Source organism: Parabacteroides sp. KHUB-02 (genome assembly GCF_056640955.1).
This window is the reverse complement of record NZ_JBWQEV010000001.1, coordinates 4,269,509-4,286,935: the sequence shown is the minus strand read 5'-3', so window position 1 is coordinate 4,286,935 and position 17,427 is coordinate 4,269,509. Positions and strand designations below refer to the sequence as shown.

Annotated in this window: 12 protein-coding genes and 2 riboswitches; of the genes, 5 read left to right on the top strand and 7 right to left on the bottom strand. The window is 45.3% G+C overall.

The features are described 5' to 3' along the window. Positions 1-10: 10 nt before the first annotated feature. Positions 11-213: riboswitch (cobalamin riboswitch) on the bottom strand. 261 nt (positions 214-474) lie between these two features. From ACYIA1_RS18160 to fldA, 4 genes are all read left to right on the top strand, one after another. Beyond that, complete coding sequence (locus ACYIA1_RS18160) at positions 475-2,682, top strand: anaerobic ribonucleoside triphosphate reductase (RefSeq protein ID WP_196009322.1); 2,208 nt, start codon at positions 475-477, stop codon at positions 2,680-2,682. Between the two features lie 33 nt (positions 2,683-2,715). Next, positions 2,716-3,216 (top strand): anaerobic ribonucleoside-triphosphate reductase activating protein, encoded by a 501-nt coding sequence (gene nrdG, locus ACYIA1_RS18155; RefSeq protein WP_008772872.1) that lies wholly within the window; start codon positions 2,716-2,718, stop codon positions 3,214-3,216. A 266-nt stretch (positions 3,217-3,482) separates the two neighbouring features. Further along, positions 3,483-3,679: riboswitch (cobalamin riboswitch) on the top strand. Positions 3,680-3,729: 50 nt separating this feature from the next. Beyond that, on the top strand, positions 3,730-5,067 hold the full coding sequence (locus tag ACYIA1_RS18150; RefSeq protein ID WP_008779144.1) for a threonine/serine exporter family protein: 1,338 nt from the start codon (positions 3,730-3,732) through the stop codon (positions 5,065-5,067). A gap of 118 nt (positions 5,068-5,185) precedes the next feature. Next, positions 5,186-5,695, top strand: a complete 510-nt coding sequence (fldA, locus tag ACYIA1_RS18145) for a flavodoxin FldA (RefSeq protein ID WP_005859688.1) — start codon at positions 5,186-5,188, stop codon at positions 5,693-5,695. Between the two features lie 114 nt (positions 5,696-5,809). Here fldA and ACYIA1_RS18140 read toward each other — a convergent pair whose 3' ends face one another. The 4 genes from ACYIA1_RS18140 to ACYIA1_RS18125 form a co-directional block, all read right to left on the bottom strand. Beyond that, on the bottom strand, positions 5,810-6,913 hold the full coding sequence (locus ACYIA1_RS18140) for a PepSY-associated TM helix domain-containing protein (RefSeq protein WP_480336162.1): 1,104 nt from the start codon (positions 6,911-6,913) through the stop codon (positions 5,810-5,812). Continuing rightward, positions 6,910-7,740, bottom strand: a complete 831-nt coding sequence (locus tag ACYIA1_RS18135; RefSeq protein WP_480336161.1) for an alpha/beta hydrolase — start codon at positions 7,738-7,740, stop codon at positions 6,910-6,912. The genes ACYIA1_RS18140 and ACYIA1_RS18135 overlap by 4 nt, the downstream gene beginning before the upstream one ends. 9 nt (positions 7,741-7,749) lie before the next feature. Further along, positions 7,750-9,165: a DUF4374 domain-containing protein gene (locus ACYIA1_RS18130; RefSeq protein WP_005859694.1), complete on the bottom strand. Its 1,416-nt coding sequence runs from the start codon at positions 9,163-9,165 to the stop codon at positions 7,750-7,752. 63 nt (positions 9,166-9,228) lie between these two features. Beyond that, entirely contained in the window at positions 9,229-11,610 is a 2,382-nt protein-coding gene (locus ACYIA1_RS18125) for a TonB-dependent receptor (RefSeq protein WP_146375277.1), read from the bottom strand. A 287-nt stretch (positions 11,611-11,897) separates the two neighbouring features. On the opposite strand from ACYIA1_RS18125, the gene ACYIA1_RS18120 reads away from it, so the two are divergent. Next, positions 11,898-12,890: a sugar phosphate isomerase/epimerase family protein gene (locus ACYIA1_RS18120; RefSeq protein WP_009275330.1), complete on the top strand. Its 993-nt coding sequence runs from the start codon at positions 11,898-11,900 to the stop codon at positions 12,888-12,890. A 173-nt stretch (positions 12,891-13,063) separates the two neighbouring features. Here the strand turns inward: ACYIA1_RS18120 and ACYIA1_RS18115 are convergent, their stop codons facing one another. The 3 genes from ACYIA1_RS18115 to ahpF all read right to left on the bottom strand — a co-directional run bounded on the left by ACYIA1_RS18115 (position 13,064) and on the right by ahpF (position 17,408). Beyond that, a complete protein-coding gene (locus ACYIA1_RS18115; RefSeq protein ID WP_480336159.1) occupies positions 13,064-15,373 on the bottom strand; it encodes a TonB-dependent receptor in 2,310 nt (769 codons plus the stop codon). A gap of 46 nt (positions 15,374-15,419) precedes the next feature. Beyond that, entirely contained in the window at positions 15,420-15,770 is a 351-nt protein-coding gene (locus tag ACYIA1_RS18110) for a hypothetical protein (protein WP_005867403.1), read from the bottom strand. Between the two features lie 84 nt (positions 15,771-15,854). Next, a complete protein-coding gene (gene ahpF, locus ACYIA1_RS18105; protein WP_413639834.1) occupies positions 15,855-17,408 on the bottom strand; it encodes an alkyl hydroperoxide reductase subunit F in 1,554 nt (517 codons plus the stop codon). Positions 17,409-17,427 lie beyond the last annotated feature (19 nt).

The window sequence follows — 17,427 nt, the reverse complement described above, 5'->3', positions numbered from 1 at the left end:
CCGAGAAAAACAGCAATAAAAACGCTTGGCAGGTTTCCTGACTTACCTCGTAGAAAACGACCTTCCCGTCTTTTACAGACAGTGGTATGAGAAATGTTTTCTACTTTACAAAAGCTTACAGTAGCGGGCACTGCTCCGGATTCACACCGGATTCCCTCTTTATGACGAAACCGGATGGTTTTTACGTCATCACCAAAACGGGGGCAAAAGTATGAATTATTTTATATAAACAAAAATATATCCCGGCTTATGTTCTTTAAAAGCTTTACAAAGAGAAGCTTATAACACACCACATCGCCAAAAAGGAAAATAAAAGCAATCATACAAGACACAAAGTTTTCCAAAACTTTTTACAACGCACTACAAATTAACACCTTAACATAATTTAATCAGCAAAAAGTTTTCCAAAAAGAAAATCATATGGAGTAATAAGATACCTTTGCACGCATAATCAATCACAAATTAATCGACATCATGATACAGACAGTTGTTAAACGGGACGGGCGTATCGTTGGCTTCAACGAGGAGAAGATAGTAACCGCTATCCGTAAAGCCATGTTGCATACAGACAAGGGAGAAGATATGCAACTGATTCGCCAGATCACAGATCATATCTCATTCAAGGGAGAACCTCAAATGACCGTAGAGGCGATTCAAGATGCCGTGGAACTGGAATTGATGGCCAGTAGCCGGAAGGACGTAGCGCAGAAATATATCGCTTACCGAAATCAGCGAAGCGTAGCCCGCAAGGCGAAAACACGGGATATGTTCTTGGAGATTATCAATATCAAATCCAACGACATCACCCGTGAGAACGCGAATATGAACGCCGATACACCCGCCGGCATGATGATGAAATTCTCCAGCGAGACCACCAAGCCGTTTGTCGATGACTATTTATTGAGCGAAGAGGTCAAGGAAGCCGTATCTAACAACTACCTCCATATTCATGATAAAGATTATTATCCGACTAAAAGCTTGACCTGCGTACAACACCCGTTGGATCGCATCCTGAAATACGGGTTCTCCGCCGGTCATGGCGAATCACGTCCGGCTAAACGAATCGAAACCGCAAGCATCCTTGGCTGTATCTCTCTAGAGACCGCCCAAAACGAGATGCATGGCGGACAGGCGATACCGGCGTTCGATTTCTACCTAGCACCTTACGTACGTAATAGCTTTATCGAGGAAGTAAAGACCTTAGAGGATTTATACGGACAGGATTTCTCCCACTTATATAATAAGCCTATCGACGATTACCAGACACAGACCTTGGATGGATTAAGCGGTGATAGACGCATTATACAACATGCCATCAACCGCACGGTAAGCCGTGTACACCAATCGATGGAGGCTTTTATCCATAATATGAACACGATCCATTCCCGTGGAGGCAACCAAGTGGTATTCAGCTCCATCAATTATGGGACCGACACCTCGGCGGAAGGTCGTTGCATCATCCGGGAGTTATTAAAAAGCACTTACAGAGGCGTAGGTAACGGCGAGACCGCTATCTTCCCGATCCAGATATGGAAAAAGAAACGAGGCGTAAGCTATCTGCCGGAAGACCGTAACTACGATCTTTACCAATTGGCCTGCAAGGTCACCGCCCGTCGTTTCTTCCCGAACTTCTTGAATCTCGACGCGACCTTCAACCAAAGCGAGGATTGGAAAGCGGACGATCCTCAGCGCTATATCCACGAGGTAGCGACCATGGGGTGCCGTACCCGTGTATTCGAGAATCGTTTCGGACCGAAGACTTCTATCGGACGGGGTAATCTCTCTTTCTCGACGATCAATATCGTGCGATTGGCTATCGAGTGCATGCAGGTGGAGAACAAGGAGGAACGTATCGCCCTGTTTTTCGCTAAACTGGATCATATGCTGGAACTTACGGCTCGTCAGTTGCATGAGCGTATGGAGTTCCAGAAAACCGCTTACGCGAAGCAATTCCCGTTGTTGATGTCTTCCTTGTGGTTAGGCTCGGAAAAATTGAAGCCTAACGATTCGATAGCCTCCGTTATCAACCAAGGCACCTTGGGCATCGGCTTTATCGGACTGGCCGAATGCTTGGTAGCCCTTACCGGGAAGCATCATGGCGAAGATGAGGATTCGCAGGCCTTAGGCATAAGGATCGTTACGTATATCCGGGATCGCGCCAACCAATTCTCTGAGCAATACCAACACAATTATAGCGTACTGGCAACTCCGGCTGAAGGCTTGTCCGGCAAGTTCACGGGAAAAGATCGTAAGAAGTTCGGATCGCTTCCGGGTATCACGGATCGGGATTATTATACGAACTCTAATCACGTCCCGGTATATTATAAGTGCAGTGCCCGTCATAAAGCCGAAGTGGAAGCTCCTTATCATGATTTGACTCGTGGTGGCCATATCTTCTACGTAGAGATGGATGGCGACGCTACCCATAACCCCGAAGCGATCATGCGTGTCGTGGATATGATGGATAAATACAATATCGGATACGGTTCCGTAAACCATAATCGTAACCGTTGTCTGGATTGTGGCTACGAGAACTCCACCCCGAATCTGGAAGCCTGCCCGAAATGCGGCAGCAAACACTTGGACAAACTTCAACGCATCACCGGTTACTTGGTAGGAACCACCGACCGTTGGAACAACGCCAAGCTATCCGAGCTGAACGACCGCATCACCCACAACTAATTTTCAATTGTCAATTGTCAATTTTCAATTACCATGTTGTCTATCATAGATATCATCGAAGATACCACCGTAGACGGTCCGGGATTCCGGACCGCCATCTATGCGGCGGGTTGCCCGAACAAATGCCCGGGTTGCCACAACCCCGAATCATGGGATATCCATAAAGGGAAGAAAGTAAGAACGGAAGAGATCGTGGAGAAAGTGCTGGCTGACGAGTTCGCCAACGTCACCTTCAGTGGTGGAGATCCCATGTTCCAGCCGGAAGGCTTCACCGAGGTAGCCAAGGCGATCAAGGAAAAAAGCCAAAAGACGATCTGGTGCTACACGGGATATAAATTCGAGGACCTGATAAAGAACCCGGCACAAGCCGCCTTATTATCCTATATCGACGTATTGGTAGATGGCCGCTACAAACAAACCCTTCGGGATGAGAGCCTTTTATTCCGGGGAAGCAGCAACCAACGGTTAATTGACGTACAAGCTTCTTTAAATAAAAAGGAAATCGTAAAATACAAGTACGATCCTTTTATTTAAGGCTTTTAAGGCACACACATGCATAAAATCTTGTACGGAATAAGAAATAAACATCCGTTCTCTTATATATAAAGAGAATTACATCAGCATCTATTCCTCAATTTTCAACGTGGTCTGTACAAACCACGGCGTGGTTTATAAAATCCACGGCGTGATTTGTACAGACCACGTCGTGATTTATAGAATAGAAGCGCATTCAACAAAGAATATATAAGTATCCGGATAATTATTCTTACTGAAGCGAGACGGATATTAGCATGATTTCATACCTTTGCATCCGAATTGGTTCCGTACGCTCGTTCGGGCATACGGATTAAAAGGGAATCCGGTGAGAATCCGGTACAGTCCCGCTGCTGTGAAACTCCTTTAACATTCTAATACTACTTTCGCCACTGGCCTAGTAAGCCGGGAAGGCATTAGAATGGGAGTCAGTCAGAAGACCTGCCATTCATTTAAGATTCATATCCTCGTGGGTTAGGGTATAGAGAACACATATATAAGAACAAAAAGAAGATGATGACAGACAAGGAAGTATTGTTATTACGGCGCAAATTGGATCTTTTGCTCCGTACGGGAAAATTGTTGATGGAAAGTGCCGCCGATACGAACCGTATCGAGCGCAACATGAAGCGGGTGGCCGCCTTTATGGGGATTCCCGAGGAGAAATTGCATATCGATATCCGATGGACCATGATTATGGTGAACGTAAGCGATGAGCGAAACTCATTCTCCAAATTCCAGAAATGCGAGAAACATGGTATTAACATGACAACGATATCACAGGTCAGCAAGCTCTCATGGCGGGCGATCGAACAAGATTATTCCTTGGATAAATATGAGGAAGAATTGGAAAAGATAGTTCGCCAACCTCGAAATTATACCCCTTATATCGTAGCGATCGGAGCAGGATTCGCTTGTGGAGGTTTCTGTAAGTTATTTGGAGGAGACTGGATCGCGTTCTTGTTAACCTCGATCTGTACTTTTATCGGTTTCAGGGTGCGTGCCCGTTGTGTAGAGGCTGGCCTTAACGCCTACATGGGGATCGCTCTTGCCGCCTTTATTTGTACTTGTCTAGCATATGCCTCATCTTTTCTGGGAATATCCGGTACTCCGTATCTCCCGTTACTGGCTTGTGCCCTATTCATCGTACCGGGCGTACCTTTGATTAATTTTGTAGACGATATGATCGATAATCACTTGCTGGTCGGTATTACCCGTGCCGCAAACACGGTGATGATGGTAGCGGCAATGACTTTCGGTATCGCTTTCGCCTTACGCTTACTCGTAATGAATGACGTATCGATCGACCATAAATTCAGCGAATTAAGTATGGTCCCGCATGATCCGTATTACGTATATGCGATAGCGGCCGCCATATCCGCCGTTGGTTTCTCTATGATATTCAATATCCAACGCCGTTTATTATGGGTGGTTGCTTTAGGCGGTATTATCGCCGTATGCATCCGGAACTTCGTGAACTTCGAGCTGGGCTATGGTCCCGTGATCGGCTCGTTTATGGGAAGTTTCGTTGTCAGCCTGATCGCAGTGAAAGCGGTTCATTGGTTCCATGTACCGAACCATGTATTGACGATCCCTTCTGTTATCCCAATGATCCCGGGAGTATTGATGTATCGCTCGTTATTAGGTTTTATCAACCTTCACGGGGTGATCGGCGAGGTTACGAACGCCTTCTCCAATGGTATTAACTCCGCCCTCATCATCCTTTGTATCTCTTTAGGTGTAGCCGTCCCCAATATCTTCGCCCGTCGTTACATCGCTAAGGATCGCCAACGCTATCTGCAAGAGGAGTTGGAGAAACGCAGGCAAAGAGGTAAGTTTATTGAGTGGTGACTTTAGCTGATCATTCGTGGGTATTCGCGACCCTCAAAATACATATTTATAGGTATTGCCGAGACTAATAAGATATCGGATATTTGCTTTCGTTATCAAACTATAAAAACAAATAAAAATGAAGACTATAGGAATATTCTACGGCTCGTCTACAGGAACGACGGAAGGGATCGCGAAACGTATCGCAGAGAAGCTGGGTGTGGAAGACAAAGATATTCATGACGTATCTAACGCTTCTCCCGCTGATGTAGCGCCTTATGAAATCTTGTTATTGGGCTGTTCCACTTGGGGCGCCGGAGATTTGCAAGATGATTGGGATAGTTATCTAGGGAAACTGAAAAAGCTGGACTTAAGTGAGAAAACCGTCGCATTATTCGGTTGCGGAGACTCAGCCTCTTTTAGCGACACTTTCTGTGACGCCATCGGTACGATCTATTCCGACCTGCGAAATACAGGTTGCAAATTCATTGGCGCTGTAGATGCTTCGGGATATTCATTTGACAGTTCCACCGCCTGCATAAACGGTATGTTCGTCGGACTTCCTTTGGATGAAATGAATGAAGACGATCAAACAGAAGGGCGGATCGACCAGTGGTTGGCATCTATAAGGAAAGAAGGAATTGAATAGACGCACACTTTTACATACATAACTGTTTAACCTTAATATTACAACGTTTGCGTATTCAACTTGATTGGTTTAGATTTATGAAGAGGTATGTGGGTCAAACATACCTCTTTCTTTTCATCTCAGTTTCCTGAATTGTTTCTTTATCCAAAAATAATAGCCGGTTATCGCGAAGATCGTCCCCAACAAGGAAACTAAGCAAGTCAATATACGGGTAGTCATTCCCCCCCACGAGCCGACGTGTACGGAATAAATCCATCCTCTTATCTTCCCCGATTTTGGGAGATCTTTATATAATTGGACTTCCGTAATCTCACCCGTAGCAGGATCAAAGGAGTAACGGTCGCTTCCTCTTGTATTTCCATAACGGGCCGTAGAAACCGTAGCGGAGCCATCTTGGATCGTGATTGAGTTAAAGTCCGGATAATGGCTTTTCAATGCCGATAACACCTCAGCCCATTGTGTGTAATCCGTCTTTTTCTTCGCGGGTTTCTTCGCGCCGGAAGAAGCTGGAGCATGATGCGCTTGAGGCGGGTTTGCACTAATACCGAAGACACTATAAAAGGCATTTCGATACCAACCAAACGACCATGTTAATCCGGTTAACGCTAAGATAAGCAGGAGCAATGCCGCATAGAATCCCCCGGAGACATGTAAATCATAGAAGAAACGGAACCAACCAGCCTTGGTCTTTACTTTCAACCGGTTTCTCAATACTTTTTTATTACGAGGATACCAAATTACGATTCCACTTATAATAATAATCGCCAAGACCAAAGTCGCATAGCCAACTATTGATTTTCCCCAAGAAAAACTTCCATCCCGTTTATACTCATCAAGTAACCAACGATGAAGACGCATCATTTTCAGGAAAAAACCTTGTCCGTCATCCATCCCGGTCACCTCCCCGGTGTAGGGATCAATAAAACCCGCGGCCTTTTTCCCCGGTAATACCAGTTGATAAGTTCGTCTCGGGTCAGACGATACCCGAATACCGTTTATTCGAACCGAATCGGGTAATTGTTGGCGTGCCGATTCTATCAAGGCGGCAGGCGAGAGAGGTTCCCCTTTTACTTCCTTTACAAAATAACGGGAAGGGTAGCCTAATTCTAATATCTCTGTCTCAAAGACGAGAATCGCCCCGGTCAGGCAGACAATCGCAATAATAATGCCAAAAGGTACCGATAGCCATAAATGTACTTTCGCAAAGAATTTTCTCATTTTCCGAATAATTGTTTAATCCCGTCATATATACCCGGAACCGCTACCGTTCCATGGTTCTCGTCGGGAAATGATTTACTAAAGAAACGCAGGTTCTCCGCTTGTGGCAAAACCTCCGAAAGAAGATAACTCACTTTGTCAAGATGAATGTCCACCCGGTCCGTCCTTTTTTTAGACGCGACACCGATATACAGGCTTTTCCCTTTAAAATCCCGGCCTGCAACCAAAGCCTCCGCCTCCCGGACCAACCGCCCCTGATCCCACCACAAACTAGGGTCGACCGCTAGATAGGTATCAAATAATTCCGTATGACGAAGAAACGTATTCAAGGTGAAAAGCCCCGCATACGAATGACCGATAAGCATATTCCAGCCGTTCGTGCGATAGGCACTATCGATAGCAGGACGAAGTTCTTCCGTAAGAAACTTACTGAAAGCCTCACTTCCCCCTCCTTGCGGAATCGCATCTATGGAGATTTTACCATCCCGTCCGGCGGCTGAAGCGGTAGGCGTAAAATCACGTGTCCGATCCGAATTTAATATCCCGACAATAATACAGGGAGGTAGATATTTACCTCTACCGGATGCCAACGTTTTCCTTATGCCTACCAGCGAATGAAAGAAAGAATCTCCATCCAGCAGGTAAACAACCGGATAGCGTTGTTTCGTATCCATATTATAATGCTCCGGCAGGTGTATCCAATAACTCCGGTCTTCTTGCAATACGGTAGAGTACAAAACCAGTTCCTTTCCTATACAAATATCCTCCTGGCTCCGCAGGGTTAGCGGGAGCAGGAGGAATATTAAAAGAATGTGAGTCCGACTCATACTTGCTTATTACTCTTGAGCGGCAGTCAATTTACCTACACCACTGATTTGCTCTGCCTCAACGGTAAGACCTTTTGTTGCGGTAGCTGTCTTCGGATCGATACGATACACGGCCGGTTGACTTCCATCGGTAGTCGTAACCGCCATATAAGCGATACCATCCTCCGAGAACGGAGTATTGCCAAATCCGGAAATAACATCCGTGGAAGGCAGCCCCTTCACGTAAGTAAGACTCTTATCCTCTCCTTTATAAATAGCCAACTCTTTCGCGGCGAATCCGGATTCAGTCAACGGACGATCATACATCAACAACAAGAAATAATCTTCCGTGATATGCCAACAACGCAAGAATGCCTTACCACCCGTCTGTGCCTCCAAATTACAATAATAATCAGGATCAAACTCCTCCGCATTAGCCTTAATACGAACTACACCGGCCGGCAAAGTCGTTTTCTGTACCTCCGCGGTCATCGTCTTGGCATAGCTGGGCGAGAACACATACACATCGCCGTTGTCTGCCGTCCAAATGGTCTGGTAGTATTGAGAACGGTTACGTCCGCAAGCATAACTGATCTTATCCGTCTTTATCAGTTTCGGGTTCTCGAATTTCTCGTTCGCATAAATAGCGACCCAAGCCTCGTTCGGATATTGCGTCCATTGCAATTCCCCTTTTTCGTAAGCGCCACTACCGCTTCCTCCGGATTCTGTCTTTACCAGCTCCGGGTATTTAACATATTTACCTCCCTCCGCTTTCACGCCGTACTTACTCAATCCCATCGGGATAGCCGCGGAATAGATCCGGCCGTTCGCTTGGAGAATACCCGCTAACGTAACGAACTCGCCATTTCCCAAATAATTCTCCGACAAGATCGTATTCGTGTTTGTCGTAAACGTCTCTTTGGCCACATCCAGATAAGAGAGCAAGAAGCCTTTAGGCAGATAACCATTCTCGTCCGCATATTCCTCACCCAGATCACCGGTAGAAGATGTAATGATATAGTCGCCGTAGATACCATAAGAAGTAAATCGCTTGATCTCGTAAGTATTATCACGCTCTTTAATCTTACCTTCCGCATTCAGTACGTATGAAGAAGTAACACCGGCATTTCCTTGATTGTAAACCAAACGATACAAATATTTATCCTTATAGAAGATCCATTGCGTACCGCTTTCCGTAGTGAGTCCGTTGTTTTTAGCGGAGATAGAGCCATCCCCCAGCGTATCGGCTGTCAACAAGTAATTTGCGTCACCGACAGAAGCGGCGACTACATAGCTCGAAACCGCCTCCGAGGTCGATCCTCCGCCATTTCCATTCCCGTTGCCTCCGTTATCCGGGTTTACAGGATCGTCGTCACTACAAGAAGTAAATACTCCCCCAACCAATAACGCAACGGCAAGACCTGTCATTAAATAATTCTTCTTCATGTTGTTTTAATCTATTATGTTTTGAATTAATTATTGATAAATAAAAGATAGTCACACTTTAAATTAATTACCGAAATAAACCCTCACCTTACCATAGAAAGCCCTGCCAGCCTTCTGCAAGCTGAAGTTATCGTATAATTTCTCGTTCGTGAGATTCCTGCACTCGAAAGAGATATTGTAACGCCCGTTCTGTACACCATAAGAGAGTGTCAGGTTATGCGAGAATTGAGTTGGTACCACAAATTCGGATTCACTGCCTACTGCCTCCGAATACAGCGGGAAACTATGCATATATAAATTATCGTAAGTGACACTTAGCGTATTGCCTTTCTTCCACAAATTACGCCAATAGAAAGTCACATCCGAGTTGGCAAACTGATAAGGAAGATTCGGCATACGTGCGCCATATGTCAAGCTCTCTTGGTTCGTCCCGCTGGTAACCGTCTTCACGTTATCCCTCACATTCATCTGCGTAAAGTTTCCTCCTACGCTTACCCAGTTAGCGAAACCGTAGCGAACCGAGATATTGTAACCCTTGGTCTCTACACGACCATGATTCACATAGGTAGCGCCATATTTACCGCCGCTCAAATCCGATATATTCCGTTGGATATAATCTTTCGTATTTCGGTAGATCAATCCGCCTTCCACATATACGGAATGCTTACCGAATGTCTCGTTGTAGCTTAAATTCAGATTCACGTTATCGCTGTTCTCCGGTCTCAAGGAAATATCGCCGGTCTCAAGGTCCTCATCACCAAACATCTCCTCATTGGTCGGCAGGCGATAGGCTTTCTCATAGGATAATTTCGCTTGCAAGCTTTTCAAGATAAAGTAAGTTCCCGCAGCCCCATATCCCATCGCGCTTACCGAATTGGTCGTACGTATATAGTCATCTTGAGCCGAGGAAGTAGCGACAGGCCCCGCGATAAACTGGTTGTAATATTTACCGAACACAGACAAGTTCCAATGTTCCGTCGGCATCAAGCGATACGAAAGACCGCTGATATTTTTACGGGTTTCCTTCGGGATAGCGTTCGCTTCCGAGTCCTCGTTCAAAAGAGACTGATTCGAACGCCGGAACGCGTTGATCACGTGATTGAACGTGAACGTATGCGCCTTACCGATACGGTAGTTAGCCGTTAAGGTTCCGTTCCAGTTATTATTATCCGACCGGGTGTTCTGATAAGATTGCTCACCGGGCATCCGGAGTGGACGCATCTCGCCACGCCAATTATATTCATAGGAAGAGGTATCTACATTGTTCGTCATGTTCTTATTATAATTCGCCGTCAATACCACATCCAAGCCCCTAACGAAGAAATCACGCTTGCGATAGTCCAACGACGGCATGATCGAGTATCCCTTCCGATATTTGCCGCCAAACACCACTTCTTGGCGTACGCCCGTCTGTATATCTTTATACATATGTGAATAGGTAAACCCGAACATCAAACGATCCGCCCATTTCTTATCCACGAAACCGATTTTCCCGATAACGGCCTCGTTATGATACGTATCATGAAAACGCTTCACATGCTCGATCTTTTTCTTATTGATCGCTCCGGTCGTAAAGTCCTTCACCGGAGTATCCACATAGTAATTATTATCCGAATAATTCTGGAAAACGTTGATCTCATACGTGAGTCCGCTCCGGAAAGTTTGTCCGAAGTTCACATAAGATTTATGCGTATTGAAAGACCCGTATGAATAAGAAGCATCCAAGAACCATTTGTTCCGGTTCTTCTTGGTGATGATATTGATAACACCTCCGATAGCGTCTGTTCCGAAACCCACCGGTACCACACCCTTATAGACCTCTATACGCTCGGCATAATTCACCGGAATATTATTCAGTCCGAAAGAACTGCCGACACCTTCTTGCGGAACCCCATCGATAAAGATCTTGATATGCTTGCCGGTAAATCCATCCATCATCAGTTGCATATCCGAGCCGACACCGCCGGACTCCCGGATCTTCATTCCGGGCGCTTGGGCCAAGGCTTCACTCAAGTTCTGGGTTGAATTTTGCAAGGCTTTCGTATCGAGGGCCACGGCATTGAACGCAGAACGCTTGAGCCGGGTCACGCCATTAGAAACGACAACCACCTCATCCAACTCCGTAGCTTGAGGGCTGATTACCACATTCATCTTCGTCCGTTCCCCACGCATCAGTTTCACGGGTTTCTCTACCGTCTTATATCCGATAGCCGATACTACTAATGTATATTCTCCCGCAGGAGCTTGAAGATGATAGATACCTTCCTCATTCGTAGTCCCGCCGTAATTCGTACCTTTTAGATAAACGGTAGCGAAATCCACGGTTGTTTTTTCCGTGGACAGGACTTTACCCGATATCATTGTTTTATGTTGAGAAAAAGCCGAGATGGAAATAAGCAACAGTAAAAAGGAGAGGAAAAGCCCTCTGATTTTCTTCATCATCATTTAATCAATTATGTTATTTAAAACGTTGCAAAGTTACGATCAGAGACTACCGCCCCACAATACCTAAGAATGGGTAAAATCACATTAAAAATCCACAGAGGTATACCAAACAATCCCCTTATTCAGGTAATTGGATGTATGGAGTAAGTTCGTAAAATTGAGTTATGTCAAATTTTAAATCTATTTAAACCCAATCGCAAGTTTTTGAGAGACATTTTCTTAATAAACTTCAAAAAGGTTAACTATATTTGCGAGAAACAGATGTTTAATTTTAATTCTTTATCACCATGACAGACAGAAGAACATTTTTGAGAAACATTTCATTACTTACTTTAGGGGGCATAGCCAGCCAAAAAGTAATGGCTTCAAATCCCACCAGATCCATACCCGCCACGGATGCGGTATCCTCGGCAACCGCCGGGAAAAAGATGGGATTGCAAACCTATTCGCTCGGACAGGAGTTACTGCAAGATATGCCTAACGGATTGAACCGATTGGCAAAAGCAGGATATACCGATCTGGAGATTTTCGGATATAGGGAAGACACTGGTAAATTCGGTGATTATAATCCTAAAAATACGACATTCATCGCCTCCAAGGATTATAAGAAAATGGTGGATGATGCCGGTTTGAGAATCAGCAGCTCACACCTGACCCCTTCTCTTCGTGAGTACACGAAAGAGAATATGCCCAAATTCGACGAGTTCTGGAAAAAGGCAACCGATATCCATGCCGAGCTAGGTGTTAGTTGTATGGTACAACCGAGTTTACCCCGTATCGAAAACGAGGATGACGCCAAAGTAGTATCGGAGATCTTCAACCGTGCCGGAGAGATCACGAAGAAAGCCGGAATCCTATGGGGTTACCATAATCATAGCAATGAGTTCAAACGGGTATTGAAAGCCGGTGAGAAACCGGAACAGAACCCGAATCCGTGGGCACCACCTAAGGGTACTTATATCGAGGAGTTATTCCTGAAAAATACCGATCCGGATAAGGTTATGTTCGAGTTGGATGTATATTGGGCCGTTATGGGACAGCAAGATCCCGTGGAATGGATGGAGAATTATCCGAATCGTTTTAAGTTATTGCACATCAAGGATCGTTGGATCATCGGTGATTCCGGTATGATGAATTTCCCGAATATATTCAAGAAAGCGTACGAGATCGGTATCCTCGGCTACTACGTGGAACTGGAAGGCGACAAGAAAGGCCGTACCCAGTTCGAGGGCGTAGAGAAGAGCGCCGCCTATTTGCAAGCCGCTCCGTTCGTTAAATAAAACATCCCGATTTATCCCATAAAAAAGACAGTGTTTCCGTAGGGCGATCATACGCTTGGGAACACTGTCTTTTTGTTTATTTTGCCTTCAAAAAAACACGTACGTCTTTTTTCGGAAACACGTACATGTTTTTCACGAAACACGTACATGTTTTTTCAAAGGGCATTACATGATTAAAAACTCATCTTTACACCGGCAAAATAACTTCTCGGGCTAGCCGGGCCATAGATATAGGAGGAATCCCGGTTCTTACCTTGGTCAAAGTCGGATTGGTAAGCGTTAAATAGATTCTGCACGCCTCCATTTACTTCTAGTTTCAGCTCTTTGTAAAGCGGGAACTCATACGCAAGCTTGATATTCATATCAAAGAAATCGGGAGTCTCCACCGCCTTATCCAAAGGTATATATCCCGCCAAATGCTGCACCAACATACTTCCCGTATAAGTTCCCGACAGGGAAGCCGTGAAACGTTTGATAGGCGTAAGGGTAGCCGTAAAATAGCCATAGATATCCGGCGTACGGAACATCCTTGTCTCGGCTGGTACATTCTCGTCATCGCTCCATTTCTCGGCCTCTTTATAACGGCTTCGCTGGAAAGTAGCGCCCGCTTGCAAAGATAGCCATGAAGTTAACACCGACTTTCCTTCCAAGGTTAATCCCATCACTTTCGCCCCAGAACCGTTACGACGTTCCTTAATCAGATTGCCTTGCTCATCTTTCCCAATATCTTCCAAGACAAACACATCACTTAAGCTGGTGTAAAAACCTTCCACCAAGAAGTTCAACTGGATACCATTCTTAAAACGATGGTAAAAATCGACCGAAGCACTCAAGCTCTGCGATTTCTCCTCGGATAAATCTTTCGCACGCTGGATCATAGCGACCTCTCCGCCGACCGCCGAGATATGCATATCCTCATCGAACGCTTGCGGGGCACGGAAACCACTGGAATAACTAGCCCGGATATTGATATCTTCCGTCGGGTTAAAACGGATATTCGCACGAGGGCTGAATATTACATGATCCATCATATTATGTTTATCCAAACGACCGCCAATCAAGAAGCTCCATCGCTTATTTTTCCACTCATTCTGCAAAAATGCGCTCTCGATATGCACCTTCTGATTCGTAAAGCGATTATACCCGATCATCTCGTCCTTCAAATGATCGAAACTATACTCCAAACCGGCAGTCAAATCCGATGGCATAAACAAAAATTTATCAAAACTATAAGCATATTGCGTACCGGCCATAACCGTCAGGTCCGTAGTCTTGCCGTAAGCGTTCGGATCTTGGTTCGTCCCGTAATAACTATCCCGGTCCGTATTTTGGGCAGAAGTGAAAACACTCCATTTATGTTTGTAATCCTTGGAGAAAAGATCGAATTTCAGACCTCCTCCATCAATCGAATGCTCCAACTGTTCGGCGATATCCGCTTCATGAGGCGGACGATCCAACAGATTTCCTCCCCTGCGGTATTCATTCATATGATGATACTCGAATGTCAATTTACTATAAGTACTCGTTTTCAGGTACGAACGGAAACCAACTGTTTGATTCTTCAATTTAGGCAACTCCGTAAAACCATCTCCATCCTGATCAAAACCGGAACGATGACGGTTCTGGCCAAAAAGATATAAGCCCGCTTTCCCATTTTCCGAAACCAAAGAGGCATTTAGGGTCGTATTATTATCGAAAGCAGATGTCCCGCCAATCGAGGTTAACGTATGCGACAATTCCCCGGAATTTCTCAAGGGCTCCTTCGTAATGATATTAATTGTCCCGGCGATAGCGGACGAGCCGAACAGTGCCGATCCCCCTCCTCGCATCACCTCTACCCGCTCGATCATATTCGCCGGTATTTGCTCAAGCCCATATACGCCGGATAAAGCGCTGAATATGGGACGTGAATCAATCAGTATTTGGGTATAAGGTCCGTCTAATCCATTGATCCGGACTTGCTGGAAACCGCAATTCTGGCAATTCGTCTCTACCCGTACACCCGGTTGGAAATTTAGTCCCTGTGCCAAATTCACCGCATTGGTCGTAGTAAAAACCTTCGCATCCAATACATTCACTAATGTGGGAGCCAACCGGCGGGAAGTTTCCGCACGATTCGCAGATACCACCACGCCATCCAAGGCGATCTGGTCTTCTTCCAGTTCTACATTAATCTCTAAGGTTTTTCCTTTCTTTAGGGTCACTTCTTTAGAGATAGTCTTATACCCGAGCGCTTTATATTCTAGCGTAAATTTACCTTCCGGCAGATTCTTCAGGAAATAATGTCCCGAGTTATCGGTGGTCGTACCGATCGTGGTACCTTTTAACAATACGTTGATAAAGGGAAGATGTTCCCCTGTTTTCTTATCCAATACATGTCCGAAAACATTTGCGTCTGAGTCGTTTAGACGGTCCTCTCCCGTGGCCTGAGCTACCGTTAGGGCACAGCACAGGCATAGTATAAAGATGAAAAATTTATTCATTTTAATTTATTCTGATAAGTAATACAATGTTATTAATCTCACAATATCAGAATATGGGAGGAGCCCGAAGCGTACGTCTTCCCCGGAAGGGAACGATATAGTCCGGATAGACCGGAGCGAAAGATAAGTTACGGATAAAGGAATAAAAAGCCGCCAGCAGAATAGCGACGAAAGCCGCACCTGTTATCTGCAAGACAGATAACTGATGAAGCAACTGAAACTCGGCGTAGCCATGTTCATGGTCCGGACGACCATCGTCCGTTTTATGATACGGGTGAGAATGGACGATTGTTACCCCGTTGACAATATGAACGTGGGTAAACGCAATAATACATCCCAAATAGGCTATGAACAGCGCAGGGAGTAATATCCTCAGATATTTTCTTAATCTATCCATCTCTTTTCTCTCGATCGCAAATATAGTAATATAACCGATAAAAGAGATACGCTGTTCAAAAATTACCTATTTGTAGGTATTTCATCAACCGAGTACACCACGTACCCGATCTTCAAAGGCCGAAAGGGCCGCTTTGGCGCCTTCTCCCATAGAAATAATGATTTGCTTAAAGGGTACGGTGGAAACGTCGCCCGCTGCATAAATACCCGGGACATTCGTCCGGCAATGTGCGTCAATCACGATCTCACCGGGACGATTTGTTTCGACAATCTCCTTAAAGACACCACTATTAGCGGCTAAGCCGATTTGAACAAAAATACCGTCTAAATGAATAACACGCTCTTCCCCTGTCTTACGATCCTTTGTACGGATACCGGTTACCTTGTCGCCATTTCCAACCACCTCGGTTGTTTGTGAACTAACAAAGATCTCGACATTCGGCAAACTCTTCGCTTTCTCTTGCAAGACTTGATCCGCTTTTAACTCATCCATAAACTCCAAAACGGTTACTTTCGAACAGATCCCCGCCAAATCAATAGCCGCCTCGATACCGGAATTTCCACCGCCAACCACGGCAACATGTTTTCCCTTATAAAACGGACCGTCGCAATGAGGACAAAAAGCCACTCCACGCCCTATATACTCTGCCTCACCCGGTACATTCAATTTACGCCAGCTAGCGCCCGTAGCGACAATAACCGCCGGAGCCTTGAATATCTCACCTCCAGCCGTAGATAAAACCTTCTCGTTTCCTTCTATCGTTACCTTCTCTATACGACGATGCTCCAGCAGGTCAATCGGATATTGCCGCATATGCAAGCGCAGATTGTCAGCCAACTGGGTACCTGTTGTCTCCGGAACTGAAATCAGATTCTCAATTCCTACCGTCTCCTTCACCTGCCCGCCGATACGCTCCGCCACGACAGCGACACTCAGCCCCTTTCGTGCGGAATAAATAGCGGCAGAAGCACCAGCCGGACCCCCACCGACCACAACCACGTCATATCGTTTTACCGTCTTCTCCGTCAGGCTCTCATTGATTCCATACTGAGCTTCCAGCTTCGATAACAATTCACCGAATTCCCCACGTCCTACATGGATCAGTTTTCCATCCGCAAAGACAGAGGGGACGCCTTGTATCTTCAAGGCATCAACTTCCGCCTGATTGATAGCCCCATCTGCCATCTCATGATGGATCTGAGGATTTAAAGTCGTCATAGCGTTTAATGCCTGTACCACATCCGGGCAATTCGTACAAGTCAAAGAGACATAGGTCGTCAGATGTATCGGGCCATTCAAGGCTTTAACACGATTACAAATGCTCTCGTCCGGAAAATTCTTGCCTTTCCCATCTGAATTCAAGATCGCCAACAGCAAGGAAGTAAACTCGTGTCCATTAGGTACTCCACGAAACTTAATCCCCGTTTTCGCTCCATCCTTTAATAAAAGGAATTCCAATCCCTCCCCATCAGATACTTGCATAGATATTTTATCCGAACAAGAGGCAACATCACCTAATAAATCCAACAATTCTTGTCTACTTTCATGCGCAGAAGAGATCGATATATCAAAGGTATAATTCGCATTTAACCCTGCGAATATACCTTTCAATTGTTCTTTTAATGTTGATTCTAACACGATCTATACTCTTAATTAT

What these genes read in the sequence shown, in the direction of transcription:
- nrdG (WP_008772872.1), top strand. Translation starts at nt 2,716, where the DNA reads ATGTTGTCTATCATAGATATCATCGAAGATACCACCGTAGACGGTCCG.
- ACYIA1_RS18160 (WP_196009322.1), top strand. Translation starts at nt 475, where the DNA reads ATGATACAGACAGTTGTTAAACGGGACGGGCGTATCGTTGGCTTCAAC.
- ACYIA1_RS18115 (WP_480336159.1), bottom strand. Translation starts at nt 15,373, where the DNA reads ATGAATAAATTTTTCATCTTTATACTATGCCTGTGCTGTGCCCTAACG.
- ACYIA1_RS18120 (WP_009275330.1), top strand. Translation starts at nt 11,898, where the DNA reads ATGACAGACAGAAGAACATTTTTGAGAAACATTTCATTACTTACTTTA.
- ACYIA1_RS18130 (WP_005859694.1), bottom strand. Translation starts at nt 9,165, where the DNA reads ATGAAGAAGAATTATTTAATGACAGGTCTTGCCGTTGCGTTATTGGTT.
- ACYIA1_RS18140 (WP_480336162.1), bottom strand. Translation starts at nt 6,913, where the DNA reads ATGAGAAAATTCTTTGCGAAAGTACATTTATGGCTATCGGTACCTTTT.
- fldA (WP_005859688.1), top strand. Translation starts at nt 5,186, where the DNA reads ATGAAGACTATAGGAATATTCTACGGCTCGTCTACAGGAACGACGGAA.
- ACYIA1_RS18150 (WP_008779144.1), top strand. Translation starts at nt 3,730, where the DNA reads ATGATGACAGACAAGGAAGTATTGTTATTACGGCGCAAATTGGATCTT.
- ACYIA1_RS18125 (WP_146375277.1), bottom strand. Translation starts at nt 11,610, where the DNA reads ATGATGATGAAGAAAATCAGAGGGCTTTTCCTCTCCTTTTTACTGTTG.
- ACYIA1_RS18135 (WP_480336161.1), bottom strand. Translation starts at nt 7,740, where the DNA reads ATGAGTCGGACTCACATTCTTTTAATATTCCTCCTGCTCCCGCTAACC.
- ACYIA1_RS18110 (WP_005867403.1), bottom strand. Translation starts at nt 15,770, where the DNA reads ATGGATAGATTAAGAAAATATCTGAGGATATTACTCCCTGCGCTGTTC.